The sequence below is a fragment of the Propioniciclava sp. genome, from assembly GCF_036744435.1.
GTDB lineage: Bacteria > Actinomycetota > Actinomycetes > Propionibacteriales > Propionibacteriaceae > Propioniciclava.
Map to the genome: position 1 here is coordinate 1 of NZ_DAIOIA010000026.1, position 20,745 is coordinate 20,745.

19 protein-coding genes are annotated in these 20,745 nt (G+C 69.9%); 10 read left to right on the top strand and 9 right to left on the bottom strand.

Annotated elements, in window-relative coordinates:
* On the bottom strand, positions 1–679 hold a 679-nt coding region (locus V7E09_RS05170; protein WP_442956841.1), incomplete at its 3' end, for a hypothetical protein.
* 80 nt (positions 680–759) lie between these two features.
* On the bottom strand, positions 760–1,164 hold the full coding sequence (locus V7E09_RS05175; RefSeq protein WP_324509879.1) for a J-domain-containing protein: 405 nt from the start codon (positions 1,162–1,164) through the stop codon (positions 760–762).
* A gap of 174 nt (positions 1,165–1,338) precedes the next feature.
* Here V7E09_RS05175 and V7E09_RS05180 point away from each other — a divergent pair, with 174 nt between their 5' ends.
* The 5 genes from V7E09_RS05180 (at position 1,339) to V7E09_RS05200 (ending at position 5,804) form a co-directional block, all read left to right on the top strand.
* Positions 1,339–2,787 (top strand): hypothetical protein, encoded by a 1,449-nt coding sequence (locus tag V7E09_RS05180; protein ID WP_324509880.1) that lies wholly within the window; start codon positions 1,339–1,341, stop codon positions 2,785–2,787.
* 37 nt (positions 2,788–2,824) lie between these two features.
* Positions 2,825–3,337, top strand: coding sequence for a hypothetical protein (locus V7E09_RS05185; RefSeq protein ID WP_324509881.1), 513 nt, complete (start codon positions 2,825–2,827; stop codon positions 3,335–3,337).
* Between the two features lie 132 nt (positions 3,338–3,469).
* A complete protein-coding gene (locus tag V7E09_RS05190; protein ID WP_324509882.1) occupies positions 3,470–3,844 on the top strand; it encodes a hypothetical protein in 375 nt (124 codons plus the stop codon).
* A 64-nt stretch (positions 3,845–3,908) separates the two neighbouring features.
* Positions 3,909–4,919: an aldo/keto reductase family protein gene (locus V7E09_RS05195; protein WP_324509884.1), complete on the top strand. Its 1,011-nt coding sequence runs from the start codon at positions 3,909–3,911 to the stop codon at positions 4,917–4,919.
* A 93-nt stretch (positions 4,920–5,012) separates the two neighbouring features.
* Positions 5,013–5,804, top strand: a complete 792-nt coding sequence (locus V7E09_RS05200; protein WP_324509885.1) for a hypothetical protein — start codon at positions 5,013–5,015, stop codon at positions 5,802–5,804.
* A 212-nt stretch (positions 5,805–6,016) separates the two neighbouring features.
* Here the strand turns inward: V7E09_RS05200 and V7E09_RS05205 are convergent, their stop codons facing one another.
* From V7E09_RS05205 to V7E09_RS05220, 4 genes are all read right to left on the bottom strand, one after another.
* A complete protein-coding gene (locus tag V7E09_RS05205) occupies positions 6,017–7,390 on the bottom strand; it encodes an NAD(P)/FAD-dependent oxidoreductase (RefSeq protein ID WP_324509886.1) in 1,374 nt (457 codons plus the stop codon).
* 393 nt (positions 7,391–7,783) lie between these two features.
* Positions 7,784–8,719: a cysteine synthase A gene (gene cysK / locus V7E09_RS05210; RefSeq protein ID WP_324523111.1), complete on the bottom strand. Its 936-nt coding sequence runs from the start codon at positions 8,717–8,719 to the stop codon at positions 7,784–7,786.
* A gap of 304 nt (positions 8,720–9,023) precedes the next feature.
* Entirely contained in the window at positions 9,024–9,872 is an 849-nt protein-coding gene (locus V7E09_RS05215; RefSeq protein WP_324509889.1) for a sugar phosphate isomerase/epimerase family protein, read from the bottom strand.
* Between the two features lie 32 nt (positions 9,873–9,904).
* Complete coding sequence (locus tag V7E09_RS05220; protein ID WP_324509890.1) at positions 9,905–11,071, bottom strand: Gfo/Idh/MocA family protein; 1,167 nt, start codon at positions 11,069–11,071, stop codon at positions 9,905–9,907.
* Between the two features lie 126 nt (positions 11,072–11,197).
* Here V7E09_RS05220 and V7E09_RS05225 point away from each other — a divergent pair, with 126 nt between their 5' ends.
* Positions 11,198–11,989 carry a maleylpyruvate isomerase N-terminal domain-containing protein gene (locus V7E09_RS05225; RefSeq protein ID WP_324509892.1) on the top strand — a complete coding sequence of 264 codons (792 nt, stop codon included), beginning with the start codon at positions 11,198–11,200 and terminating at the stop codon, positions 11,987–11,989.
* Positions 11,990–11,999: 10 nt separating this feature from the next.
* Here the strand turns inward: V7E09_RS05225 and V7E09_RS05230 are convergent, their stop codons facing one another.
* Positions 12,000–13,028 carry a Gfo/Idh/MocA family protein gene (locus tag V7E09_RS05230; protein WP_324509894.1) on the bottom strand — a complete coding sequence of 343 codons (1,029 nt, stop codon included), beginning with the start codon at positions 13,026–13,028 and terminating at the stop codon, positions 12,000–12,002.
* An 85-nt stretch (positions 13,029–13,113) separates the two neighbouring features.
* On the bottom strand, positions 13,114–14,373 hold the full coding sequence (locus V7E09_RS05235; protein ID WP_324523112.1) for a glycosyltransferase 87 family protein: 1,260 nt from the start codon (positions 14,371–14,373) through the stop codon (positions 13,114–13,116).
* 418 nt (positions 14,374–14,791) lie between these two features.
* On the opposite strand from V7E09_RS05235, the gene cysE reads away from it, so the two are divergent.
* From cysE to V7E09_RS05250, 3 genes are all read left to right on the top strand, one after another.
* Positions 14,792–15,634, top strand: coding sequence for a serine O-acetyltransferase (gene cysE, locus V7E09_RS05240; RefSeq protein ID WP_324523113.1), 843 nt, complete (start codon positions 14,792–14,794; stop codon positions 15,632–15,634).
* 243 nt (positions 15,635–15,877) lie between these two features.
* Positions 15,878–16,714: an NAD-dependent protein deacetylase gene (locus tag V7E09_RS05245; RefSeq protein ID WP_324509898.1), complete on the top strand. Its 837-nt coding sequence runs from the start codon at positions 15,878–15,880 to the stop codon at positions 16,712–16,714.
* A 223-nt stretch (positions 16,715–16,937) separates the two neighbouring features.
* Positions 16,938–18,305 carry an MFS transporter gene (locus V7E09_RS05250; protein WP_324509899.1) on the top strand — a complete coding sequence of 456 codons (1,368 nt, stop codon included), beginning with the start codon at positions 16,938–16,940 and terminating at the stop codon, positions 18,303–18,305.
* 239 nt (positions 18,306–18,544) lie between these two features.
* Here V7E09_RS05250 and V7E09_RS05255 read toward each other — a convergent pair whose 3' ends face one another.
* A complete protein-coding gene (locus V7E09_RS05255; RefSeq protein ID WP_324523114.1) occupies positions 18,545–19,846 on the bottom strand; it encodes an MFS transporter in 1,302 nt (433 codons plus the stop codon).
* A 90-nt stretch (positions 19,847–19,936) separates the two neighbouring features.
* On the opposite strand from V7E09_RS05255, the gene V7E09_RS05260 reads away from it, so the two are divergent.
* Positions 19,937–20,557 carry a GntR family transcriptional regulator gene (locus V7E09_RS05260; RefSeq protein WP_324509900.1) on the top strand — a complete coding sequence of 207 codons (621 nt, stop codon included), beginning with the start codon at positions 19,937–19,939 and terminating at the stop codon, positions 20,555–20,557.
* Positions 20,558–20,745: the final 188 nt, after the last annotated feature.

Below are 20,745 nucleotides of genomic sequence, written 5' to 3' on the forward strand. Positions count from 1 at the left end.
GGGCCGCCGTCGCGGTCGCCGCGTCCTGCGCGTCGGCGGTGTCCGAGGACCGGTTCGCGACCTGTTGGATCGTGGTGCCCTGGCCCCCGGACAGGGAGGACCCGGTGGCCGTCTCCAGGCCGGTGATGACGACGAGCGACACGACGAACGCGACCACGGCTGCGGCGAGACCGCCCAGCATCCAGCGCGCCCGCTTCGACAGTCCGCCGCGGGCGTCGCCCTGATCGGTGCTGGCGGTCTCACCGGAGGGCCCGCCGTCCGTGGCGTCCTGGGCCGTGGCTTCCCCCTCCGGGGTCGGCGACGCGTTCGTGTCCGACGTGGTGGCCGTACCCGCGGTGGCATCGTCGGGGTGGCCGCCGACGACCTTGGGGGTGATCACCTTCAGCACGTGCACGGTGCGCTGGATGCTCCAGGTGTAGAGCGAGGTGGCCATGGCGCCGATCACCGAGCCCAGGGCGGCGCCGATGAGGGTGCCGGACGTGCCCAGCCGCGAACCCACCAGAGCGGAGGTCACCGCAGCGAAAGCACCGGCGATCACCGCCGTGACGGACACGCTGAGGGCGGGTGGTTTCGTGCCGGTGGTCGTAACGCCTGACGCGGAGGCGCTGGCGGGGGCCGTGCCGCCGGTGGCGGGGGTGGAGTCCGAGGACGAGCGGTCGTGGGGAGCGTGCGAAGTCATCGTCTCTCCACCGTAACGCGCGCCTGTGGGGTTCTCCAGGGCGCCCGGCTGCCTCCCCGGGCCCCTCTTCATCCGGCCGTCTACGACGACGGTGGCAGGCCACCCCCGCCCGTGCGGGTGCGCCACCGCGCCACCTCGGAGGCCACGTCGACGAGCCGGACGACGAGGGTGGGGCCTTGGCTCGGGCGGGCGTAGTGGAGACGGATCCGGGCGTTGAGATCCTCGCAGCGCTCCCGGACCTCCGCTTCGGTGCGCGCATCCGCGACGGCGTCCCCGATGCGCTCCACCTCCCGGCGCAGCGCCAGCGGGCCCGGCAGCGCGACGTCGAGTTGTTCGCGCTGGATCGTCGCGCGGATCCACCAGTCCCCGCTGGTGTCGCTCAGGTCGAGCGGGCGGCCCGCACCGGGGAGATGGTCGAATGCGCCGCGCTCCATCGCCTCGCGGACCTGACGGTCGGCCCAGCTCTCGAACCGCATCTCCTCCATGCCTGCCCCTCCGACGCCGACCTGCACCCCATCATGCCCCGGTGCCGTCCGGAACGAACCGCTGGGAACAGGCCCTGGGGCCCAGCCGACGGGGTCCCGCGGCCCAAGCGGGCCCGGCATCGTCGCCGATAGCGTCCGGAGGGATCCTCGCTGCCGACCCCCCGGGAGAGACCCATGCGTCACCGCACCGACCGAGGCGCCACCGGCCTCCAGACGGTCGCGATCGCCGTCCTCGCCGCTCTCCTCGTCGGTACGACCGGGGTCATCCTCACGACCCCCGAGATCCCGGCGGCTGTGTGCCGGGCCGTCGGCGACGTCGTCGGCCGCGACCTCGGCTGCACCCCGGCGACGCCCACGCCCGAGCCGCCTGCCACCGACCAGGATTTCGAGCCTGACAAGTGCAAGGTCAACCAGACCGGCGACAAGTACAGCGGCGTCGTCCAGGTCGCGTTCGTCAAGATCGGCGAGAACGCCGGGTTCACCGTGACCGAGTACAGCGATGGAAGCGTGACCATGATGGCCACCAACGGCGCCGAAGTCGGGGCCGCCGGCGGATTCGGCGCCGACGTGGCCCTCGGCGAACTGGACGCCGCGGCTAAGGTCGACTTCGGCGGCGGGCTGAAGTTCGACTACGGCAGCACGTGGACGTTCGCGAACAAGGCCCAGGCGGACCAGTTCCGCGATCAGCTCGACGACTATCTCGCCGATCAGTGGGCTCTCTCCCATCCGGCCTGCTACGGCATGGTGTGCGTCCCCCGCCCCATCCACGGCACCCCCGCCCCGTCTGTCCCCTCCACCACGTTCGCCGGGATCGAAACCCAGGCGTCGGTGTCGGGAAAGTTGGGCCTGAGCGGGACGACCCAGGGTCCCGACATGACCCAGGCGCAGATGACCCAGCTCGGCATCGGCGCGAAACTCAAGCCGAGCGCCAAGTGGACGATGACCCGGGACAACGCCCAGACCCCCGAGGACCCCTCCGACGACACCGTGACACACGTCACCGACCTGCAGTTCAACAGCGAGACGACCGGCGCCCTCCAGCTGGCCACCGGCGGCGTCGGATCCATGGTGGGCATGGCCTTCTCGTTCACCACGAACGCGCGCGGCGAGATCACCTCGCTGAAGATCGTGTCGACCTCCGAGGTCGTCAGCACCGCGGGCATCGACGCGCAGGGCAGCGTCACCTCCGGCCAGGGGGACCACTCCACCTCGGTCGGCGGCCAGGTCTCCGGTACCACCGACATCGGCGACATGGTGGTCACCGAGACCAGCCTCACCCTCGACCCGACCGACACCGCCTCCCAGCAGGTGGTCCGCGACTGGATGGGCGGCTCGGGCGGGTACCCGGGGCTGATCGCCCTCAATTCGATCAACCCGGCCACCCCGAACCCGGGCGATCCTTTCGCCACCCTGCTCTACACCCAGGCGACGAGCAGCACGGTGAACTACGACCACGTCACCGACAAGCAGCGATTCGCTCTCAACGTGAAGTTCGGCCTGGCTTTCGGCATCGACATCAGCAGCGAGAGCTCACAGACCAGTGCCACCCGGGCCACCTATCTGGGCGCCCCCGCAGCGGACGGCATCCGCCCCGATCTCGACTTCCTCGACTGCGTACGCTGATGCCGCGCGTCCCCCACCTCGACGAAAGGAGCCCACGGTGAGACTGGTCTCCCGGCTGAGCGCCCTCCCCCTCCTCTGGGCGGTCCTGCTCCTGACGGCCTGCACCGGCACCGATCCCGGCTGGACGACGGTCTCCGCGGGCCAGTTGACGCTGGAACGCCCCACCGGGTGGCAGGAGGCGGCGTCGACGGACGAGGCGTGGCCGATGAGGTTCGTCGGCGACGGGATGGAACTACGCATCGCCCCCCAGTTCAGCGAGGATCCGCTCGCCGCGGCCGCCTACGACCGGCTTGACCTACCCGCCCGGGTGGGGCTCAGCGGCTACGCATCCGGCGGCGCCAAGGCGTTCGAGGTACCCGGGGCCGACACGGCCATCCGCAGCGACTTCACCTACACCGAGAACGGGGCTCCGCGGCAGGGCGTCTGGGTCATCGCCGGGCAGTACCCCTACCCGCGCACCTCGGCGGTCGCCGTCTCCGGCGAGCGCCTCGACGACGCCACCGTCCAGCACATTCTCGGAAGCCTGCGGTACGCCAAGCAGCAGTCCTGAGCCGGTGGACCCACGGCGCCGCATCACGAGGGGACCACGGGCCCACGCGTGGGGCCCCTCGACTCATGCGGTCACCGGCGCGGCTGCCTAGCGTGGTGGGGATTCCGCCGTCACCGTCCGGGGAGGCTCCCCATGCAGCACGCGTCGACCACCAGCGTCAGCATCCGCGCCGTCCTGCTCGGCGGGCTCCTCGCAGCCGCCGTCGCCGTCGCCGTCCAGCAATGGAGCCTGAACGTCGCCCCGATCGCGGTCGGTGTCGGTTCGGCGGTTGGGGGGGCCGTGCTGGGGTACGTCGGCGGGGTCAGCCACTGGCGGGGCACCTGGCTGCCCTCCCTGCTCACCGGGCTCATCGCGACGGTGGCCTGCATGGTGGTGATGTCACGCACCGGCGTCGCTGTACTGCGCCCGGAGTTCGCGGTCGGCTGGGTGCTCAGCGTCCTCGTCGGTGCGGCCCTCGCCGTCCCGCTCGCCCGACTGGGCGGCACACTGCGCGCCGAGGACGGCTGAGCCCGCCGCTACTCGGCGCGGACGCGGCAGAATGGGAAGCCGGACCACGAGGAAGGCATCGCCCATGAAGTTCCGCTATCTGGGTGACTCCGGGATGAAGATCTCCGAGGTCATCTACGGCAACTGGCTCACCCACGGATCGCAGGTCGAGAACGACGCGGCGAAGGCGTGCGTCGCCGCGGCCCTGGAGGCCGGCATCTCCAGCTTCGACACCGCCGACGTGTACGCCAACACTGCGGCCGAGACCGTCCTCGGCGAGGCGCTGACGGGCCAGCGCCGCGAGTCGCTGGAGATCTTCACCAAGGTGTACTGGCCGACCGGCCCCCGCGGCCACAACGACGTCGGACTGTCCCGCAAGCACATCCTGGAGTCGATCAACGGCTCCCTGACGCGGCTGAAGACCGACTACGTCGACCTGTATCAGGCGCACCGCTACGACACCGAGACCCCGCTGGAGGAGACCATGCAGGCCTTCGCCGACGTGGTGCGCTCCGGGAAGGCGCTGTACATCGGCGTCAGCGAATGGACGGCGGATCAGCTCCGCGCCGGCCACGCCTTGGCGAAGGATCTGGGCATCCAGCTCATCTCCAACCAGCCGCAGTACTCCGCGCTGTGGCGCGTCATCGAGGGCGAGGTCGTCCCGGCCTCCCGCGAGCTCGGGGTCAGCCAGATCGTGTGGTCCCCCGTCGCGCAGGGCGTCCTGACCGGCAAGTATCTGCCCGGCCAGCCCGCCCCCGCGGGGTCGCGCGCCACCGACGAGAAGGGCGGGGCGAACATGATCGCCCGGTTCCTGAACGACGAGGTGCTGACCCGGGTGCAGAACCTGCGGCCGATCGCCGACGGGCTGGGCCTCACGATGGCGCAACTCGCGCTCGCGTGGGTCCTCGCGAACGACAACGTCGCTGGCGCGATCATCGGTGCGTCGCGTCCCGAGCAGGTCGCCGACAACGCCCGAGCCGTCGACGTCACCTTGGACGCCGACACGCTCGCCGCGATCGATGAGGCGCTCGGCGACGTCGTCCAGACCGACCCGGCCCTGACCCAGGCGAACGCCCCCGTCACCCGCCCGGCCTGAGCGCTGCCGTCGGGGCACCCCGCGACCACGGTCACGGGGTGCCCCAGAGGGCGGGCACAATGGAAGCCCCAGACTTTCCAGAGGAGACGTGCCGTGAAGCGCATCGTGTTGGTCGTCGTCACCGCGTTCGCGCTCGGCGGCTGTGCCGCATCGGGACCGATCGCCACCCCGTCCGTTCCGGCCCCGACGCCGACCACGCCCCTCGCGACGCCGACCACGGCGCGCCCCACGGCGACGGCGAAGCCGACCGCGACCACGAGCAAGGCGATCCCCAGCCGGACGCCAGCCACGAAGACGCTGGCCCCCGAAACCACCGAGGGCGTCATCGCCGGGGCGATCGGTCAGGTGCCGAACGGGTTCACGCTTCCCGACGAGCAGCGGGCCGCCAGCGACGAGACCACCGCCTTCGAGACGACGCCCTGGCGCCTCGCGTGCGTCAACGACACCGGGATCACCGCGTCGGCGCTGGACAAGCTGACCGCGACCCGGATCAAGGCGTCCAGCGGCCCTGAGCACGTCGAAGGAAACGGCCTGCTGGTCTTCTCCGACGCGGCTGCGGCTCAGTCGTTCCTCGACCAGGCAACCGCCGGGTACGCGGCCTGCCCGGCCCAGGCACCCGCCGACAACGGCTTCCGTGCGTCGCAGAGGTCCGAGTCGGTCGCCTCGCTGGGCGAGCAGGCCGTGCGGGTCGGGTCGTGGTGGGACTACGACAGCAACGGCACGTGGATCCCGGCCCCGGGCGCCGACTTGACCTACCTCGCCCGCAAGGGACGCTTCGTCGCGTTGACCTACGAAGGTGAGGAGTCGGTCGGCGATCCCCTGGCCAACACCGAACTCAGCACGCGCGCCCAGGCACGGATCCAGCAGATCCTCGGCCAGGTCTGATCCTGGGCCCTCGACTGAGTGCCCGCATCGGTCTGCCAAGCGCGGGCCGGGCCGCCATCGCGGACGCCGCGGTGATGAGAGTGGGCCCGCCAGTGCCGGGCGATCGCGTCCGCCGGGGTGAGCGGTGACTTCACCGGGCTCCCCCACACCCACACCGAGACGGACGTCCCGACGTGGATGGCGGACGCCAGGACCGGGCGAACCGGGGTGGCTCAGGCGGTCGTGCGCGGCTCGGCGGAGCCGCCCTTCTCACCGCGCAGTAGCTTCCCGGTGACCTTCTGCCCCAGCGACTCCAGCGCGAGGCGTCCCACCATCTGCTGGTTGGTGGACACCCGTTCGGTGCGTCCGGTGCCGAGGAAGCTGATGAACCAGTGCAGCAGGGTGGTGATCCGGCTCTTGAACCCGGCGATGTAGAGCAGGTGCAGGAACAGCCAGGCGGCCCAGGCCAGGAATCCGGTGATCTCGATCTTGCCGACCTTCACGACGGCAGAGAACTTCGAGATGGTCGCCATGGACCCCTTGTCGAAGTAGGCGAACGGTGCGCTCGGGGCGGGTCGCCCCGCCGCCTCGTGCGTGATCCGCTCGGCGACGTACTTGGCCTCCTGGATGGCGCCCTGAGCCACGCCGGGAACCCCGGGGACCGAGGCCAGGTCACCGATGACGGAGATCTCCGGATGGTTCGGGAGCGACAGTTCCGGGGTGACGACGACGCGCCCGGCACGGTCGAGTTCGCAGCCGGTCTCCGCGGACAGCACCGCGCCGAGTTCACTGCCGCGCACCCCGGCCGCCCACACCTTGCAGCGCGAGCCGACCGTGACGGGCTGCTCCACGTCCCGCGGCTGATAGACCACGGCATCGGCGGACACATCGGTGACGATGGCGTTCAGGACGACCTCCACCCCCTTGCGTTCGAGCGAGGCTTGCGTCTTGGCACCGAGCCGCGGACCGAACGCCCCCAGCACCTGGTCGCTGCCGTCGATGAGGACGACGCGGGCGTCGCGTGGGTCGATGGTGCGGAACTGTCCCGCGAGCGTCGTGCTGGCCAGCTCCCGGATCTGACCGGCCATCTCGACCCCGGTCGGCCCGGCGCCGACGACCACGAACGTCAGGAGGCGCGCCCGTTCGGCCGGGTCGGGTTCCACTTCGGCCATCTCGAACGCCCAGAAGATCCGGGCCCGCAGTTCGAGGGCGTCGTCGATGGTCTTCATGCCGGGCGCGAACGTCTCGAACTCGTCGTGCCCGAAGTAGGACTGCCCCGCCCCCGCGGCGACGATGAGCCGGTCGTAGGAGGTCTGCTTCTCCTCGTCGTGGAAGCGCTGCGTGATGACCTTCGCGGTGGCGTCGATACCGGTGACCAGCCCGGTCTCGACGCGCACGTTGGCCTGCCGCCTGAGGATGTCGCGGGCGACCGGGGCGATGGACCCCTCGGACAAGATGCCGGTGGCGACTTGGTACAGCAGCGGCTGGAACAGGTGGTTGGGGGTTTTGCTGACGAGCGTGATGTCGACGTCGCTGCGCCGGAGCGCTTTGGCGGCGAACAGGCCACCGAATCCGGAACCGATGATGACAACGCGTTCCCTGGCCATGAAGGCCCCTCTCTGCCTGGGACATTCATTCTGCTTGACGGCCTGACCCGAGCCAACCCTCGGTCCAGTCCGCGATTCCCCTGCCAGGCGGTGACGCCTCCTGCCCCCGCCGCGGCTGCCCGACCTCGCGTCCCTGCTTGCCCGCAGCTCGGTTGACCCGGCGCCTGAAGGCAGGTCGGCAGGACAAACAGCCGGGTCAGGCACTATCGCACGAGGGCGTGACACTGTTATAGTGCGCCAGGCGCTTGGTACCAGCCCGACGAGATCCGCGTCGCAGCCAGAGCGCCGCCGCGCCAGGACGAACCCACGATCGTCCCCACCCCCAAACCCCAGCATCGGCCCCCGCGTCCGCAGACGCGGGGGCCGATGTGTGTCCCGGGGAGTCGACGCAGATCAGTCGAGCAGGTCGGCGTACAGCACGCTGGAGAGGTAGCGCTCGCCGAAGGAGGGGATGATCACCACGATGGTCTTGCCCGCGTTCTCCGGACGGGCGGCCAGCTCACCGGCTGCGGCCAGCGCGGCGCCGGAGGAGATGCCCACCAGCAGGCCCTCTTCGCGAGCGGAGCGGCGGGCCCACTCGATGGCCGTCTCGGAGGCGATCGGGAGAACCTCGTCGATCACGGAGCGATCCAGGATCTTCGGGATGAAGTTGGCGCCGATGCCCTGGATCTTGTGCGGGCCGGGCTGGCCGCCGGACAGGATCGGGGATTCGGCGGGCTCCACGGCCACGATCTTCACCTCGGGCTTGCGCTCCTTGAGCACCTGGCCGACGCCGGAGATGGTGCCGCCGGTGCCCACGCCCGCCACGACGATGTCGACGCCGCCGTCGGTGTTCGCCCAGATCTCCTCGGCGGTCGTCTTGCGGTGGATCTCCACGTTGGCCGGGTTCTCGAACTGGCGGGCCAGGATCGCGCCCGGGGTGGCGGCGGCGATCTCCTCAGCCTTGCTCACCGCACCGCGCATGCCCTCAGCGCCCGGGGTCAAGACGAGCTCGGCACCGAACGCGCGCAGCAGAGCGCGACGTTCCTTGGACATGGTCTCCGGCATCGCCAGGATGACCTTGTAACCGCGGGCGGCACCCACGAACGCCAGCGCGATGCCGGTGTTGCCGGACGTGCCCTCGACGATGGTGCCACCCGGCTTCAGCTCACCCGACGCCTCGGCGGCGTCCACGATGGCGACGCCGATGCGGTCCTTGACCGAGTTGGCCGGGTTGTAGAACTCCAGCTTGGCCACGACGTTGGCCGGGGAGTCGCCGTAGAGGCGGTTGATGCGCACCAGCGGGGTGCGTCCGATGAGGGTGGTGGCGTTGTCGAAGATGGCTGCCATGGCGGTGGATTCCTTCTCAATGGTGTGTGGGTTGGTCGTGCTCGAACACAATCCCGACAACACATCCGCGGACGCCCTGAGAGTTCGACGACCGCGGCGCGTTCGGGCTGAACGGGCGGTCAGGCAGGTGTTGTCAGGCCTGGTGGCGACAACACCGACACATCGTCTGGGGGACGGCGCTCATGGCGACGGCACCCGATGCGTTGGTCATGATCCGAAACTAGCACACGCCCCCTAGGGGGTTGCCGTGGAACGACGACCGCCCGCCGCGTCCAGGACGCAGCGGGCGGATCGACGGACACACTCAGTAACCGATGGACGTCAGGTAGGCGCGCGAATCGGCGATGCAGTCGAACGGATCGCGACCGTAGGTGTCGTCCTGCTCGATGAAGAAGAAGTCGGCACCCGCCTTCTCCGCGGCCGGCAGGAGCGCCGGCCAGTTCATGTTGCCCTGGCCGACCTCGGCGAACTGCACGATGTCGTTGAACAGCCGACCGAAGGTCTCCCGGTCGCCAGAGGCCAACGCGTCGATGGCCTCCTGCGGGAGCGGCTTCACGCGGAAGTCCTTGACGTGGATGATCTTGCACACGCCCGTGTACTGCTCGAGCATGTCCAGCGGAGCCATGCCGCCGCGCTGCACCCAGTGCAGGTCGACTTCGAAGCCGACGCTCGGGGCGACCCGGCGGACGAGATCGAAGATCCGCTCGCCGTCGAACTGCGCCAGATCCACATGGTGGTTGTGGTAGCACAGGCTGATGCCCTCGGCGGCCAGCCGCTGAGCGGCCGCCTCGCACTCCGCGGCCCACGACTCGCAGGCCTCCTTGGACGCCATCGCGGCGAGCGGCATCATGCCGATGCGCACGTAGGTGGTGCCCAGGCGACGACAGTCGGAGACGATCTTGTCGAAGTGCTCCTCCAGGTTGTCGCCCGTGGCGGTCGGGCCCGGCTTGAGCGCCACCGACAGCGCGCCGACCTTCATGCCCAGCTCGGAGATGGCCCGCTCCAGGTCGGCGGTGTTCTCCTCCGACATCGGGATCTGGCTCACCTCCACCGCGTTGATGTCCAGATCCTTGATCTTCTTCAGCACCGCGAACATTCCCTGCTCCGCGACCTGGTCCTTCACCATCATCATCATGACGCCGAGTTCGGCCATGGTGGTTCTTCCTTTCCGGTTCGTGTGGTCGCTCAGGAGCGGGTTTCGTAGGTGCCTTCGGCGACGATGCGCTTGTTCAGCTCTTCGAGGTAGGACTCCTCGTCGAAGTTCTCGATCGAGACCTCCTTGCCCAGCCACGCGGACAGGTACATGGCATCCGCGAGCCGGACGCCGTGGATGCCGTCGCCACCAGGGGCCAGGAGCTCCTCGGTGCCGTTGACGGCCGCGGCGTAGTTGCGCAGGACCTCGATGTGCTGCTGGCCCCACACGGAGCCGTAGTCCTTGGTCTCGATGCTCATGAGCTCGTCGCGATCCAGCTCGCCGCGGAACAGCTTGCGCACGGCCTCGACGTCCATGTTCTTCGACATGGTCTGCTCGTCCTCGACCAGGCGGGTGATGGTCACCTTGGAGGACTCGTCGACGACGATCTTGCCCTTGTCGCAGAGGATCTCCAGGCGGTCGGTGCCGACGATGTCGTGGGTGGAGGTCATGAAGGAGCCGGTCGCCCCGTCGCCGAAGTCGACGAGCGCGTTGACCTCGTCCTCGACGACGATGTCGCGCTTGAACCCGAAGGCCAGCTTCGCGAACACCGACTTCGGGACGCCGCACAGCCACTGCCACAGGTCGAGCTGGTGGGGGGCCTGGTTGACCAGGACGCCGCCGCCCTCGCCGCCCCACGTGGCGCGCCAGGAGGACTGGGCGTAGTAGGGCTGCGGACGCCACCAGTTGGTGATGATCCAGGAGGTGTGACGCAGTGCGCCGAGCTCACCGGAGTCCAGCAGGGCCTTGAGGTCCTTGTAGAGCGGGTTGGTGCGCTGGTTGAAGAACACGCCGAACGTGAGCTCGGGGTGCTGGGCGGCCACGTCGATCAGCTCGCGGGCCTGCTTGGTGTAGACGCCGACCGGCTTCTCCACGAGGGTGTGGATGCCGTGCTCGAGCGCGTAGATGCCCATCTCCGGGTGGAGGTAGTGGGGAACCGTCGTCACGACGGCGTCGACGTCACCGGAGTTGATGAGCTCCTGGTAGTCGGTGTAGAACGGCACGCCCAGCTTCTCGGCTGCCGCGCGCTTGCTTTCGTCGATGTCGGCGATCGCGCCGATCGTCATGTTCGGCACCTTGCCCTCGGAGAGGAACGTGGCGTACATGCCGCCCTCGGCGCCCAATCCGATGATGCCCAGACGGACCTGATCCGTTGCCATGGAATGCTCCCTTGCTCGTCCTGGTGGTGCCACTCTAGGAAAGGGGGCGGGGCCAATGACACCAAGTTGCACGATTAAGCGATGGTTGGCTCCTCACTGGGGGCAACACCGTGGCAACATTGCAACATGGTGGACTTCACAGGGGTCGTCGAGGCCGAATCGCGCCGGTTCGTCGCCACATTGGACGGCGTCGACGCCGCCACTCCCGTCCCGACCTGCCCCGGCTGGACGGCCGCAGACCTCGCCTGGCACCTGACCGAGGTCCACGGCTTCTGGGCCCGCATCCTCGCCTCCCGCGCCGTCTCCGACGCAGAGGCCGAGGCGCAGGAGGCGAACGGCCCCACCCGCCCCGCCGACCCTGCCGCGACCCGGCTCCTGTTCGAGCAGGCCACCCGCGCGCTGCTGGACGCGCTCGCCGCACGCGACGACACCGAGGCGGCCTGGTTCTGGCTCCCGACCGCCCGCACCGTCGGCTCGACGCGCCGCATGCAAGCCCACGAAGCCACCATGCACCGGGTGGACGCCGAAGCCGCCGCAGGCGTGGCCTCGGCCCCGATCGACGCCGAGCTCGCCGCCGACGGCATCGGGCACGCCGTCGAGGTGATGTGGGCCTGGTGGGGCACCAACCCGGGCTTCACGTTCACCCCATGCGACGGGGTCGTCGCGCTCACCGCGACCGACCTGGACCGCACGTGGCTGCTGCAGCCGGGACGCTGGCGAGGCGTCGGCGCGTCCGGCACTTCCTACGACGTGCCCGGCGTCCGGACGGTGGCCGCGGGCGAGCCCGTCGCCCGGGTCGAGGCACACGCCGAGACGCTGATGCGCTGGCTGTGGGGACGCGGGCCCGAGCCGACGGCGTCCGGGGACGGCGCAGCCCTGGCCGCGCTGCGCGAGGCGCGCGACCAGGGCATGCAATAGGCCGGGCGGTTCAGTCGAGGGTGGCAGCCCCCGCGCCCGCGCTCCCGGCCAGAGCGGACGACTGATAGGTCTGCTTCAGCATCCGCAGCGACTTCACGGCCTCGGCGGGGCCGATCCAGAACGGCTCCGGATCGTCGACGGCGGCATAGAAGTCGCGGATCAGCAGTTCGTGAGAGACCCCCCAGTAGGCCCGCCCGCCGGAGGCGGCCCGGCGCTCGTCCACGTGATCGACGCGGCCGTCCTTCCAGGTGACGGTCAGGCCGTCACGCAACGTCACGTATGCGTTCTCGCAGTCCAGTTCGAGCTCGACCGGCCGGTTCTGCGGCGCCGTCAGCGTCGCGTAGAAGGTGGTCTCGACGCCGCTGGCGTGCGTGAACAGGATCTCCGCGGTGTCCTCGACCTCGGTGACGTCGCCGAACTTGTGGGCCGCGACCCGGCCCTCCACATCGGTGACCTCGCCCAGCATCCACTGCACCAGATCGAGGGTGTGGATCGCCTGGTTGATGAGCAGCCCGCCCCCCGAGTGTTCCTGGCTGGCCCGCCACGGCTTGGCGCGGTAGTAGTCGGCGGTCCGCGTCCAGACCACGGAGGCGTAAGCGCCCCGGATCGCTCCCAGTTCGCCCGAGTCGAGCAGGCGGCGCAGCTCGACCGAGCTGACGTTGTAGCGGTTCTGGAAGCAGATGCCGACCTTCACCCCGGCGGGCAGGTCGGCGTCGAGGAGGCGCTGCGCATCGTCGAGGTGCGCGGCCAACGGCTTCTCCTGGATCACGTGGACGCCCAGATGCGCTGCCTCCAACGTCGCGCTGATGTGCTGGTCGTGCGGGGTGGTGATGTGCACCACGTCGGGAGCGACGGCTGCCACCAGTTCGGTGACGGTGGCGAACGCGGGCACCCCCAACTCGGCGGTGGCCGCGGCACGACGGTCCGGGTCGGTGTCGACGACCCCGACGAGGTCGACCCCCTCGATGGCATGGATGGCTTCCCGGTGGACGGTGGCGACATCGCCCCAGCCCACGATCGCTGCCCGCTTCACTGACATGTCGGCTCCTGCTCCTGATTCATGCCCGCGTGCGGGCTTCGATGACCGCGGCCCGGTGCAGCGTCTGCGACCCGGGTTGCACGAGTCACTCTAGGCGCGATTGCTCTGTTGCCAGCCTCCGCTTGCGGTGGTTGCCATCGGTGAACCGCCAGGCGGCGACGAGACTGCCCAGGGTCAGCACCACCAATCCCAGGTTGCGGGCCGTCAGCACCAGCAGCGCCGCGTCGGTGGTGGAACGTTGCTCCAGCAAGGACGTGTACGCGACGGGATAGATGATCGTCGTCAGAACGCACAGCACGGCCAGCAGCCCCGCGGTGGCCAGCGCGAGCCCCCACGGCGGCGCCTGCGGGCCTCCCGCGGCGGCCTGCCCCAGGAGCACCGCGACGAAGGGGGCCAACCACAGGAGGTACTGGGGGCTGAGAGCCGGCGATGTCACCACGAAGGCACCCACCAGGCTGAGCGCCAGCCAGGCCACAGGCCGCGTCGGCGTCCCCTTCAGGACCCAGCGCACCACCACGGCCACGCACACCAGCGCCGCCGCGACCTGGGCAACGCGGGTGGCGTCCAGGGCCTCCTGAACGCCCGGTCCACCGACCTCGTAGGCGTGGAAGCTGCTGTAGTAGACGTGCGTGCCCAACCCTCGCCCCCAGTCCCACATGGGACCCAGCGCGGCGACGGCCTCGATCTGCAGGCCACGCTCGCCCTGGTAGGTCAGCGGGGAGAACAACCGCTCCCACCCGCCGGCCGCGACGCTGGCCAGCGCGAGCAGCATCCCGGACACCCCCAGCGCGAGGAACCCTCGCACCCGGGACCGACCCGCCAGCAGGAGGGGCGCGAGGATCAGCGGCCACACCTTCCACGCGGTCCCCAGCGCGATCGCGACGCCCGCGCGTCCGCCTCGGCGACGCACCAGCAGCAACACGGCGGCCCCGGCGGCGACCGCGGGCAGCATGTCCAGGCGCAGCAGCGGCAACCCGCCCAGCGCCGCGGTGAAGGCGACCCAGGCAAGCACGCCGGCCGGTCCGCCGTTGCGGGCCAGCAGGAAGGCGAACCAGGCGTCGGCCACGATCGTGATCGCGATGATGACGTTGCGGTAGGAGGTCGGGTCGTCGGCGCCCAGGAGGTACGGCGCCAGAAGCAACCAGGCCGCCGGGGTGGGGTACTCGGGCATGGCCTGCGCCAGCACGGCGACGGCAGAGGAGCCTGGGGAGGCCGCTAGCGTCGCCACCGCCTCGCGCGCCTCAAGGAAGTAGTAGTAGGTGTCGCTGTACTCGCCGGTCCGGAACACCCACCACCAGCACGACAGCGCCTTGGCGCCCAGCCACGCGACCGCCACGAGCACCACCGCGCCCAGGCTCCACCCGAGGCGTCCAGCGGGGGGCGTCCGGTCTCGTCGCGGGTCCGCCTCGCGCCGGGCATCCGCCGGGGACACGGCCCGCCGGGGCCCGACCTGGCGGCCCGCCGCAGCGACGGCTCCTGCCCGGACACCGGGCCTCGCCCCGTCCGACTGACCTGCGACTTCGGCCCGCGGTGATGACGACACGCCCCCATCATCCCAGACCCCGCCCCGCCGAGGACTGGCGCTCCGCCCGCCGAGGGCTGGGGCCCCACCCGCCGAGGACTGAGGATCCTGCCACCCAGGACTCAGAACCGGTGCGTCCCAGCGCCCGGCGTCCGCGAGGCACCGGTAGCCGTTGGTTGTGGCGGCAACTAGCCTTGGTCCCCAGGACGCGCTGCCGCAGCCGGGCGAAAGGGCTACAACGATGACGGATTTCGTCGAAGACGCAAAGATCTGGCCGACCCTTCGGGATGAGGCCCAACGCGACGCCGAGCGCGAACCCTGCCTGGCCGGCTTCCTGTACGAGTCGGTGCTGCGCCACCCGACGTTGATGGACGCCCTGGGTGGGCTGCTCTCCCACAAGCTGGCCAGCGAGACCATGTCGTCGATGACCCTGCTGTCGTTGGCGCAGGAAGCCTTCACGAACGAGCCGCAGGTCGAGTGCTCGGTGATCGCCGACCTGCAGGCGATCATCCACCGCGACCCGGCGACGCGCGGCTACTCCCAGCCGTTGCTGTACTCGAAGGGGTTCCACGCGGTGCAGTCCTACCGGATCGCCCACCATTTCTGGATCACCGAACGGCACGCGTTGGCGCTGTTCCTCCAAAGCCGCATCTCCGAGGTGTTCGCCGTCGACATCCATCCCGGGGCTCGCATCGGGCGGGGCATCATGTTCGACCACGCCACCTCGGTCGTCATCGGCGAGACGGCGGTCGTCGAGGACGACTTCTCCATGCTCCACGAGGTCACGCTGGGCGGCACGGGCAAGGTCGGTGGCGACCGGCATCCCAAGGTCAAGCGCGGCGTCATGATCGGGGCAGGGGCGAAGGTGCTGGGCAACATCACCGTGGGTGAGGGCGCCAAGATCGGGGCCGGGTCCGTCGTCTTGGAGGACGTCCCCGCGCATGCGACGGTCGCGGGCGTGCCGGCCAAGCTGGTGTCGTTCCCGGCCGAGTCCTTCCCTGCCTTGGAGATGGATCAGCGCTTCGAGTGTGACGAAGCCCTGGAGGCCGCCGCCTTGCGGATCACCGAGCAGAACCTGGGCTGATCGGGCGTGTTCACTGCCGCGGACGCGGGCGCCGTTGTCCTCCGTGTACGCGCACCCGGGCCCCCTCGGCTCCTCGGACACGGGACGCGTCCCGGCCCGAAGTCCTCGGCGGGGTGGGCCTCAGTCCTCGGCGGGGTGGGCCTCAGTCCTCGGCGGGGTGGGCCTCAGTCCTCGGCGGGGTGGGCCTCAGTCCTCGGCCGGCGCAGGAGGGTTCGGGCGTGAGCGCGCGGGTAGCCTACGGGCGTGCCGATCCCCGATCCTCGCCCCGCCGACGTCGCCGCATTGGCTGACGTTCTCTCCGGACGTCGCTGGGTGGCGCTGACCGGCGCCGGCATCTCGACGGACTCCGGCATCCCCGACTACCGCGGTCCGGACGCCCGACCGACCAACCCGATCACCTACGGCGACTTCGTCAGACGCCCCGAGGCGCGCCGCCGTTACTGGTTTCGCTCGATGATGGGGTTTCGGAGCTTCGGCGTCGCCCAACCCAACGCCGGGCATCGGGCACTGGCTCAGCTCGGTGCACCGATCATCACCCAGAACGTGGACGCGCTGCACGAGCGCGCGGGCAGCCGGGAGGTGATCGACCTGCACGGGCTGATCGACCGGGTGATCTGTCTGGCCTGCGGCGACCTGTCCACCCGCACCGATCTGCAGATCCGCCTCGAGGATGCCAACCCGGGCATCACCGGCACCATCCCCGCCGGTGCCGCCGAACTCCGTCCGGACGGGGACGCCGACATCGCCGACCCCGACGACTTCGTGGTTCCCGCCTGCCGGGTGTGTGGCGGCGTCCTGAAGCCCGACGTGGTCTTCTTCGGGGAGTCCGTGCCGAAGCCTCGCGTGGAGGCCTCCTTCGCGCTCGTCGACGCGGCGCAGGCCCTGCTGGTGGCGGGCTCCTCGCTCACGGTGATGTCGGGCCTGCGGTTCGCCCGGCATGCCGCCAAAGCAGGCGTCCCCCTCCTGATCGTCAACCACGGCGCCACGCGCGCGGACGATCTGGCCACGGTCAGGGTGGATGCCGGCACCTCCACCACGCTGGTTGCCCTCGCGGATTCCCTGTCCCCCGCCGCGCACTGAACGGTGCACGCTCGTCGGGACGGTCACGCTGGGCGGTGAGCCGCGGACCAGGCGTCCCTCGGGTCGCAGTGCCACGACGCGATCCTCCGCGCTGGCGTCATCTCCGGTCGGCGCCCTCGGGGTGAGTGCACCCGAGTTCTCCGTTCTCCTGACAGGCTGACGATTTGCATGATTGTATGACAATCACCACATCGTCTGACATCAAGGGAGAGGGACGACGCTCATGTCCACCATGGAACCGGCCGATCGGCGCGCCGACGGCCCGGCGGTCGATCCGCACGACGAGAACCACCACGAGGAGCACTACCGCAGCGAGCACCCCGACCGGTTCGCCGCCTACCTCAAACGCAGGATGATCGTCTTCGCGGTCGCCTACGTGGGCTACGTGTGCGCCTACCTGGTACGGAACAACTTCAAGCTGACCAGCAAGCTCCTGCGCGATCAGAACGGCTGGGACAACGTCCAGATCGGTCTGATCCTCACCGCCTTCACGCTCACCTACGGGTTCGCGAAGTTCTTCATGGGCATGGTCGCGGACCGGCTCTCCCTACGACGCGTGTTCGCCGGGGCCCTGGCGATCAGCGCGGTCATCTGCATCGCCCTCGGCTTCGTGCACGTCTTCTGGGTGCTGTTCGCCTTGATGCTGCTGCTGGGCACCGTCCAGGGAGCGCTCGCCCCCGGCTCCATGGCGATGATCGCGAACTGGTACCCGAACAAGACGCGCGGCTCCGGCATCGCTATCTGGAACACCTCGCAGAACCTGGGCGGTGCGGGGCTGCCCATCATCATCTCCGGCCTCCTCGGCGTGGCCGGCCCGAGCAACGTCGCGTACGCGTTCTGGGTGCCCGGCGTCGTCGTGCTCGCCTTCAGCTTCGTCGCCTGGAAGTTCGGCGGGGACACCCCGCAGAGCGAAGGACTGGACAGCCTGCGCACCATGTACGGCAAGGGCGGGGAGCCCCAGGTCGAGGATGACCTGACGGACTCCTACTGGACGACTCTGCGCCGGCACATTTTCACCAGCCCGGTCATCCTCACCGTCGCCTTGGTGAACGCGATCCTCTACTTCCTGCGCTTCGGCATCCTCAACTGGATGCCGATCTTCCTCGGCGACGAGATGGGCTTCAACGAGACCCAGTACACGATGGCCTTCTCAGTGCTGGAGTGGGTCGCGATCCCCGGCTGCTTCTTCTTCGCCTGGGTCGCGGTGAAGCTGCCCAACAAGCAGTCCCTGGTAGGAGCTGCCGGGCTCGTTCTGCTGGCCGGCTTGATCTGGGTCTACATGGGCACCCGTGACTACACCGTCTTGCTGATCGTCTCGGGGCTGATGGGCACCTTCATCTACGGGCCGCAGCTCATCATCAACATCCTCACCCTGAACGTGGTGCCGTTGCGGACGGCCGGGGTCGCGGTCGGGTTCGTGGGGTTGTTCGGCTACATCGTCGGGGAGATGGCCGCCAACCTGGTCATGCCGATCCTCGCCGACGTGCTCGACTGGGGCGCCTCGTTCACGCTGCTCAGCGCGTTCGGGCTCATCGGGGCAGTCCTCTACCTGTCCCTGCGCAAGCGGGAGCAGAAGATCGTCCAGGCCTGACGCGTCCCCGTCGCCGAGAGTCCTCGACGCCCGCACCTCAGTCCTCGGCCACCACACCCTCAGTCCTCGGCCACCGCAGCCTCAGTCCTCGGCGCTTGCAGCCTCAGCCCTCGGCGAGGACTCGGGCTCCGCCCGCCGAGGACTGAGGGCTGAGGCGCCGAGGACTGAGGGTTTGGGTAGCGAGGACTGAGGTTGCGGCGCCGAGGACTGGGGGACGTGGAGCGGGACGCGCGGGGCGGTCATCGGGACGGGACCACGCGACGCTCGACGCGCCGCAGCTCCCAATAGACCAGCGCGGCCAGCAGCGCGATGCCGCCCAGGACGGCGAAGGCGCCACCCCAGCCGAGCCGTTCCGCGAGCGTGGGCATGCCCAGGTTGGCCACGACCTCACCGACGAGGTACCCGCCCAACCCCACGAAACCGACGGCCACGCCCATCGCGCGCGGGGAGATGAAGTTCAGGGTCAGGATGTTGATGACGACCTGAGGCCCGTACGTCAGAGCCCCGAGCAGCGCCGCCACGGTCAGCACCTCGCCCAGGTTCCCGGCGGTCGCGTAGACCATCAACCCCACCGCCAGCACCACGAGCCCGGCGGCTCCGGCCGTCGCCATCCGGTTCGGCCAGCGGTGCGCCACCAACGCGAACGCGAGGGCCCCGGGCACCGCCGCCCACTCGTAAGTGGCCATCACCCAGGCGGCGTGGGTCACGCTGAATCCCAGCTCCCCGATCGTGTAGAGCGGGATCCAGTTGAGGACGCCGAAGCGCAGCAGGTACAACAAGGCGTTGAGCCCGGCCAGCGCCCACAGGGGTCGGTTCCCCAGCACGTGGAGCCGCACCAGCCGCCAGTAGGGCGCGTCGGTTGAGCCGCGCACCTCCGGGAGGGCATCCGCTCCATAGCGTTCCGGCAAGGTGGCATACCCCTCGCGCCACGGCCGGTCGCCGCCCCGGCGCAGCACCCACACCCCGGCGGCCAGGGCGAACACACCGGGCACCCAGTAGGCCAGCGACCAGTGCTGGACTCCGGCGATCAGCATCGCCCCGCTGGCCAGCAGCGGTAGCAGTGCCGCGCCGACGTTCTGGGAGGTGTTCCACACGGCAACGCGGGCGCTCCGCTGCCATGGCGGATACCAGGCCCCCAGCGTCGCCAGGGACGCCGGTGCGCACACTCCCTGGGCCAGCCCGATGACCGCCATGGCGGCCGTCATGGCGAACACGTCGGGGATGAACCCCATCGCGAGGCACACCACGGCGGACGCGATCAGCGCCAGGCCGTAGCCGACGCGGAGACTGCTGCGGTCCACGACGACGCCCATGACGAGCTTGGCCAACCCGTAGGTGACGGTGAAACCGGTGAGGACCACGCCGACGTCGAGCGGCGTCCAGCCCTCCTCGAGGACGAGCAGGCCACTGGCGACGGCGGTGTTGTTGCGGACGAAATAGCACGCGACGTACCCGACGAACGTCAGCCAGAAGACCTCGGTGCGTCGACGTTCGTAGGACGCGGGAGAGGCGAGCGCGCGCGGCGCGAAGTCGTCGTGCACTGCGTGAGCCTCCGTCCCCCGATCCCAGGCCCGCCTCCGCGCCGCTAAAATCCCTGGTACCGCGCCACATTGCCCGCATCGGAGGACGCCATGAGTGTAGCCAGTCCGCTGGTCGCCGACCTGGCCAAACACCTGCGCTCGCGCATCCTGGCCGGGGAGTATGCGCCGGAGGCGAAGGTCACCGAGTCCGGACTGGCGGCCGAGTACGGGGTGGCCCGCCCGACGGTGCGGTCAGCGATCGAGTTGCTGGCGGGCGAGGGATTGTTGGTGCGTTCCCCGTTCGCGGCGGTGCGGGTGCCTGCGATTCCGTTGTCGGAGCGTGACGAGCTTGTCACGGTGCTGCGGTTCACCGAGGATCTGGCGCTCGACCGCATCCGCAGCCAGCAGCCGGACGTGCGCGAGTTGCGCCAGGCGGCCTCAGGCAGCCTTCACGGGATGCTCGCCACGCTGGTCCGGGTGAGCGGGTCGCCTCGACTGGAGCCGATCCACCGGCGCACGACGTTCGAACTCATGCTGCTGACTCAGCAGCACCCTGGCGAACTCGCCTCCCCTGACGATGCCGCCGCCCATGCGACGATGCGGTCGTTCGCGGACGCCGTCGCCACGGAGCGGTTCCCCGAGGCCAGCGCCTTGCTCGAGCAGTTGCAGGATCTGCGCGATGGGGGCGTCCGGGCCGGGGGGCGCGCCGCGTCCTCCCGCTCTCGGCGCTGAGTCGTCCCCGCACTGCAGGACGGCGGCGTCAGGGCAGGAAAGTGGCGGGCCGTCCGTCTCTGATTGGGGCGATCAGAGGGGGTGTGTGACGAATGGCCCGCCGTGACTTCAACGTTGCCTCATCCCCGGTCAAAGCGATAGCCCTCGAGGCGAAGACGGCACCTAAGTACGAGGGGGGACCTCGGCCG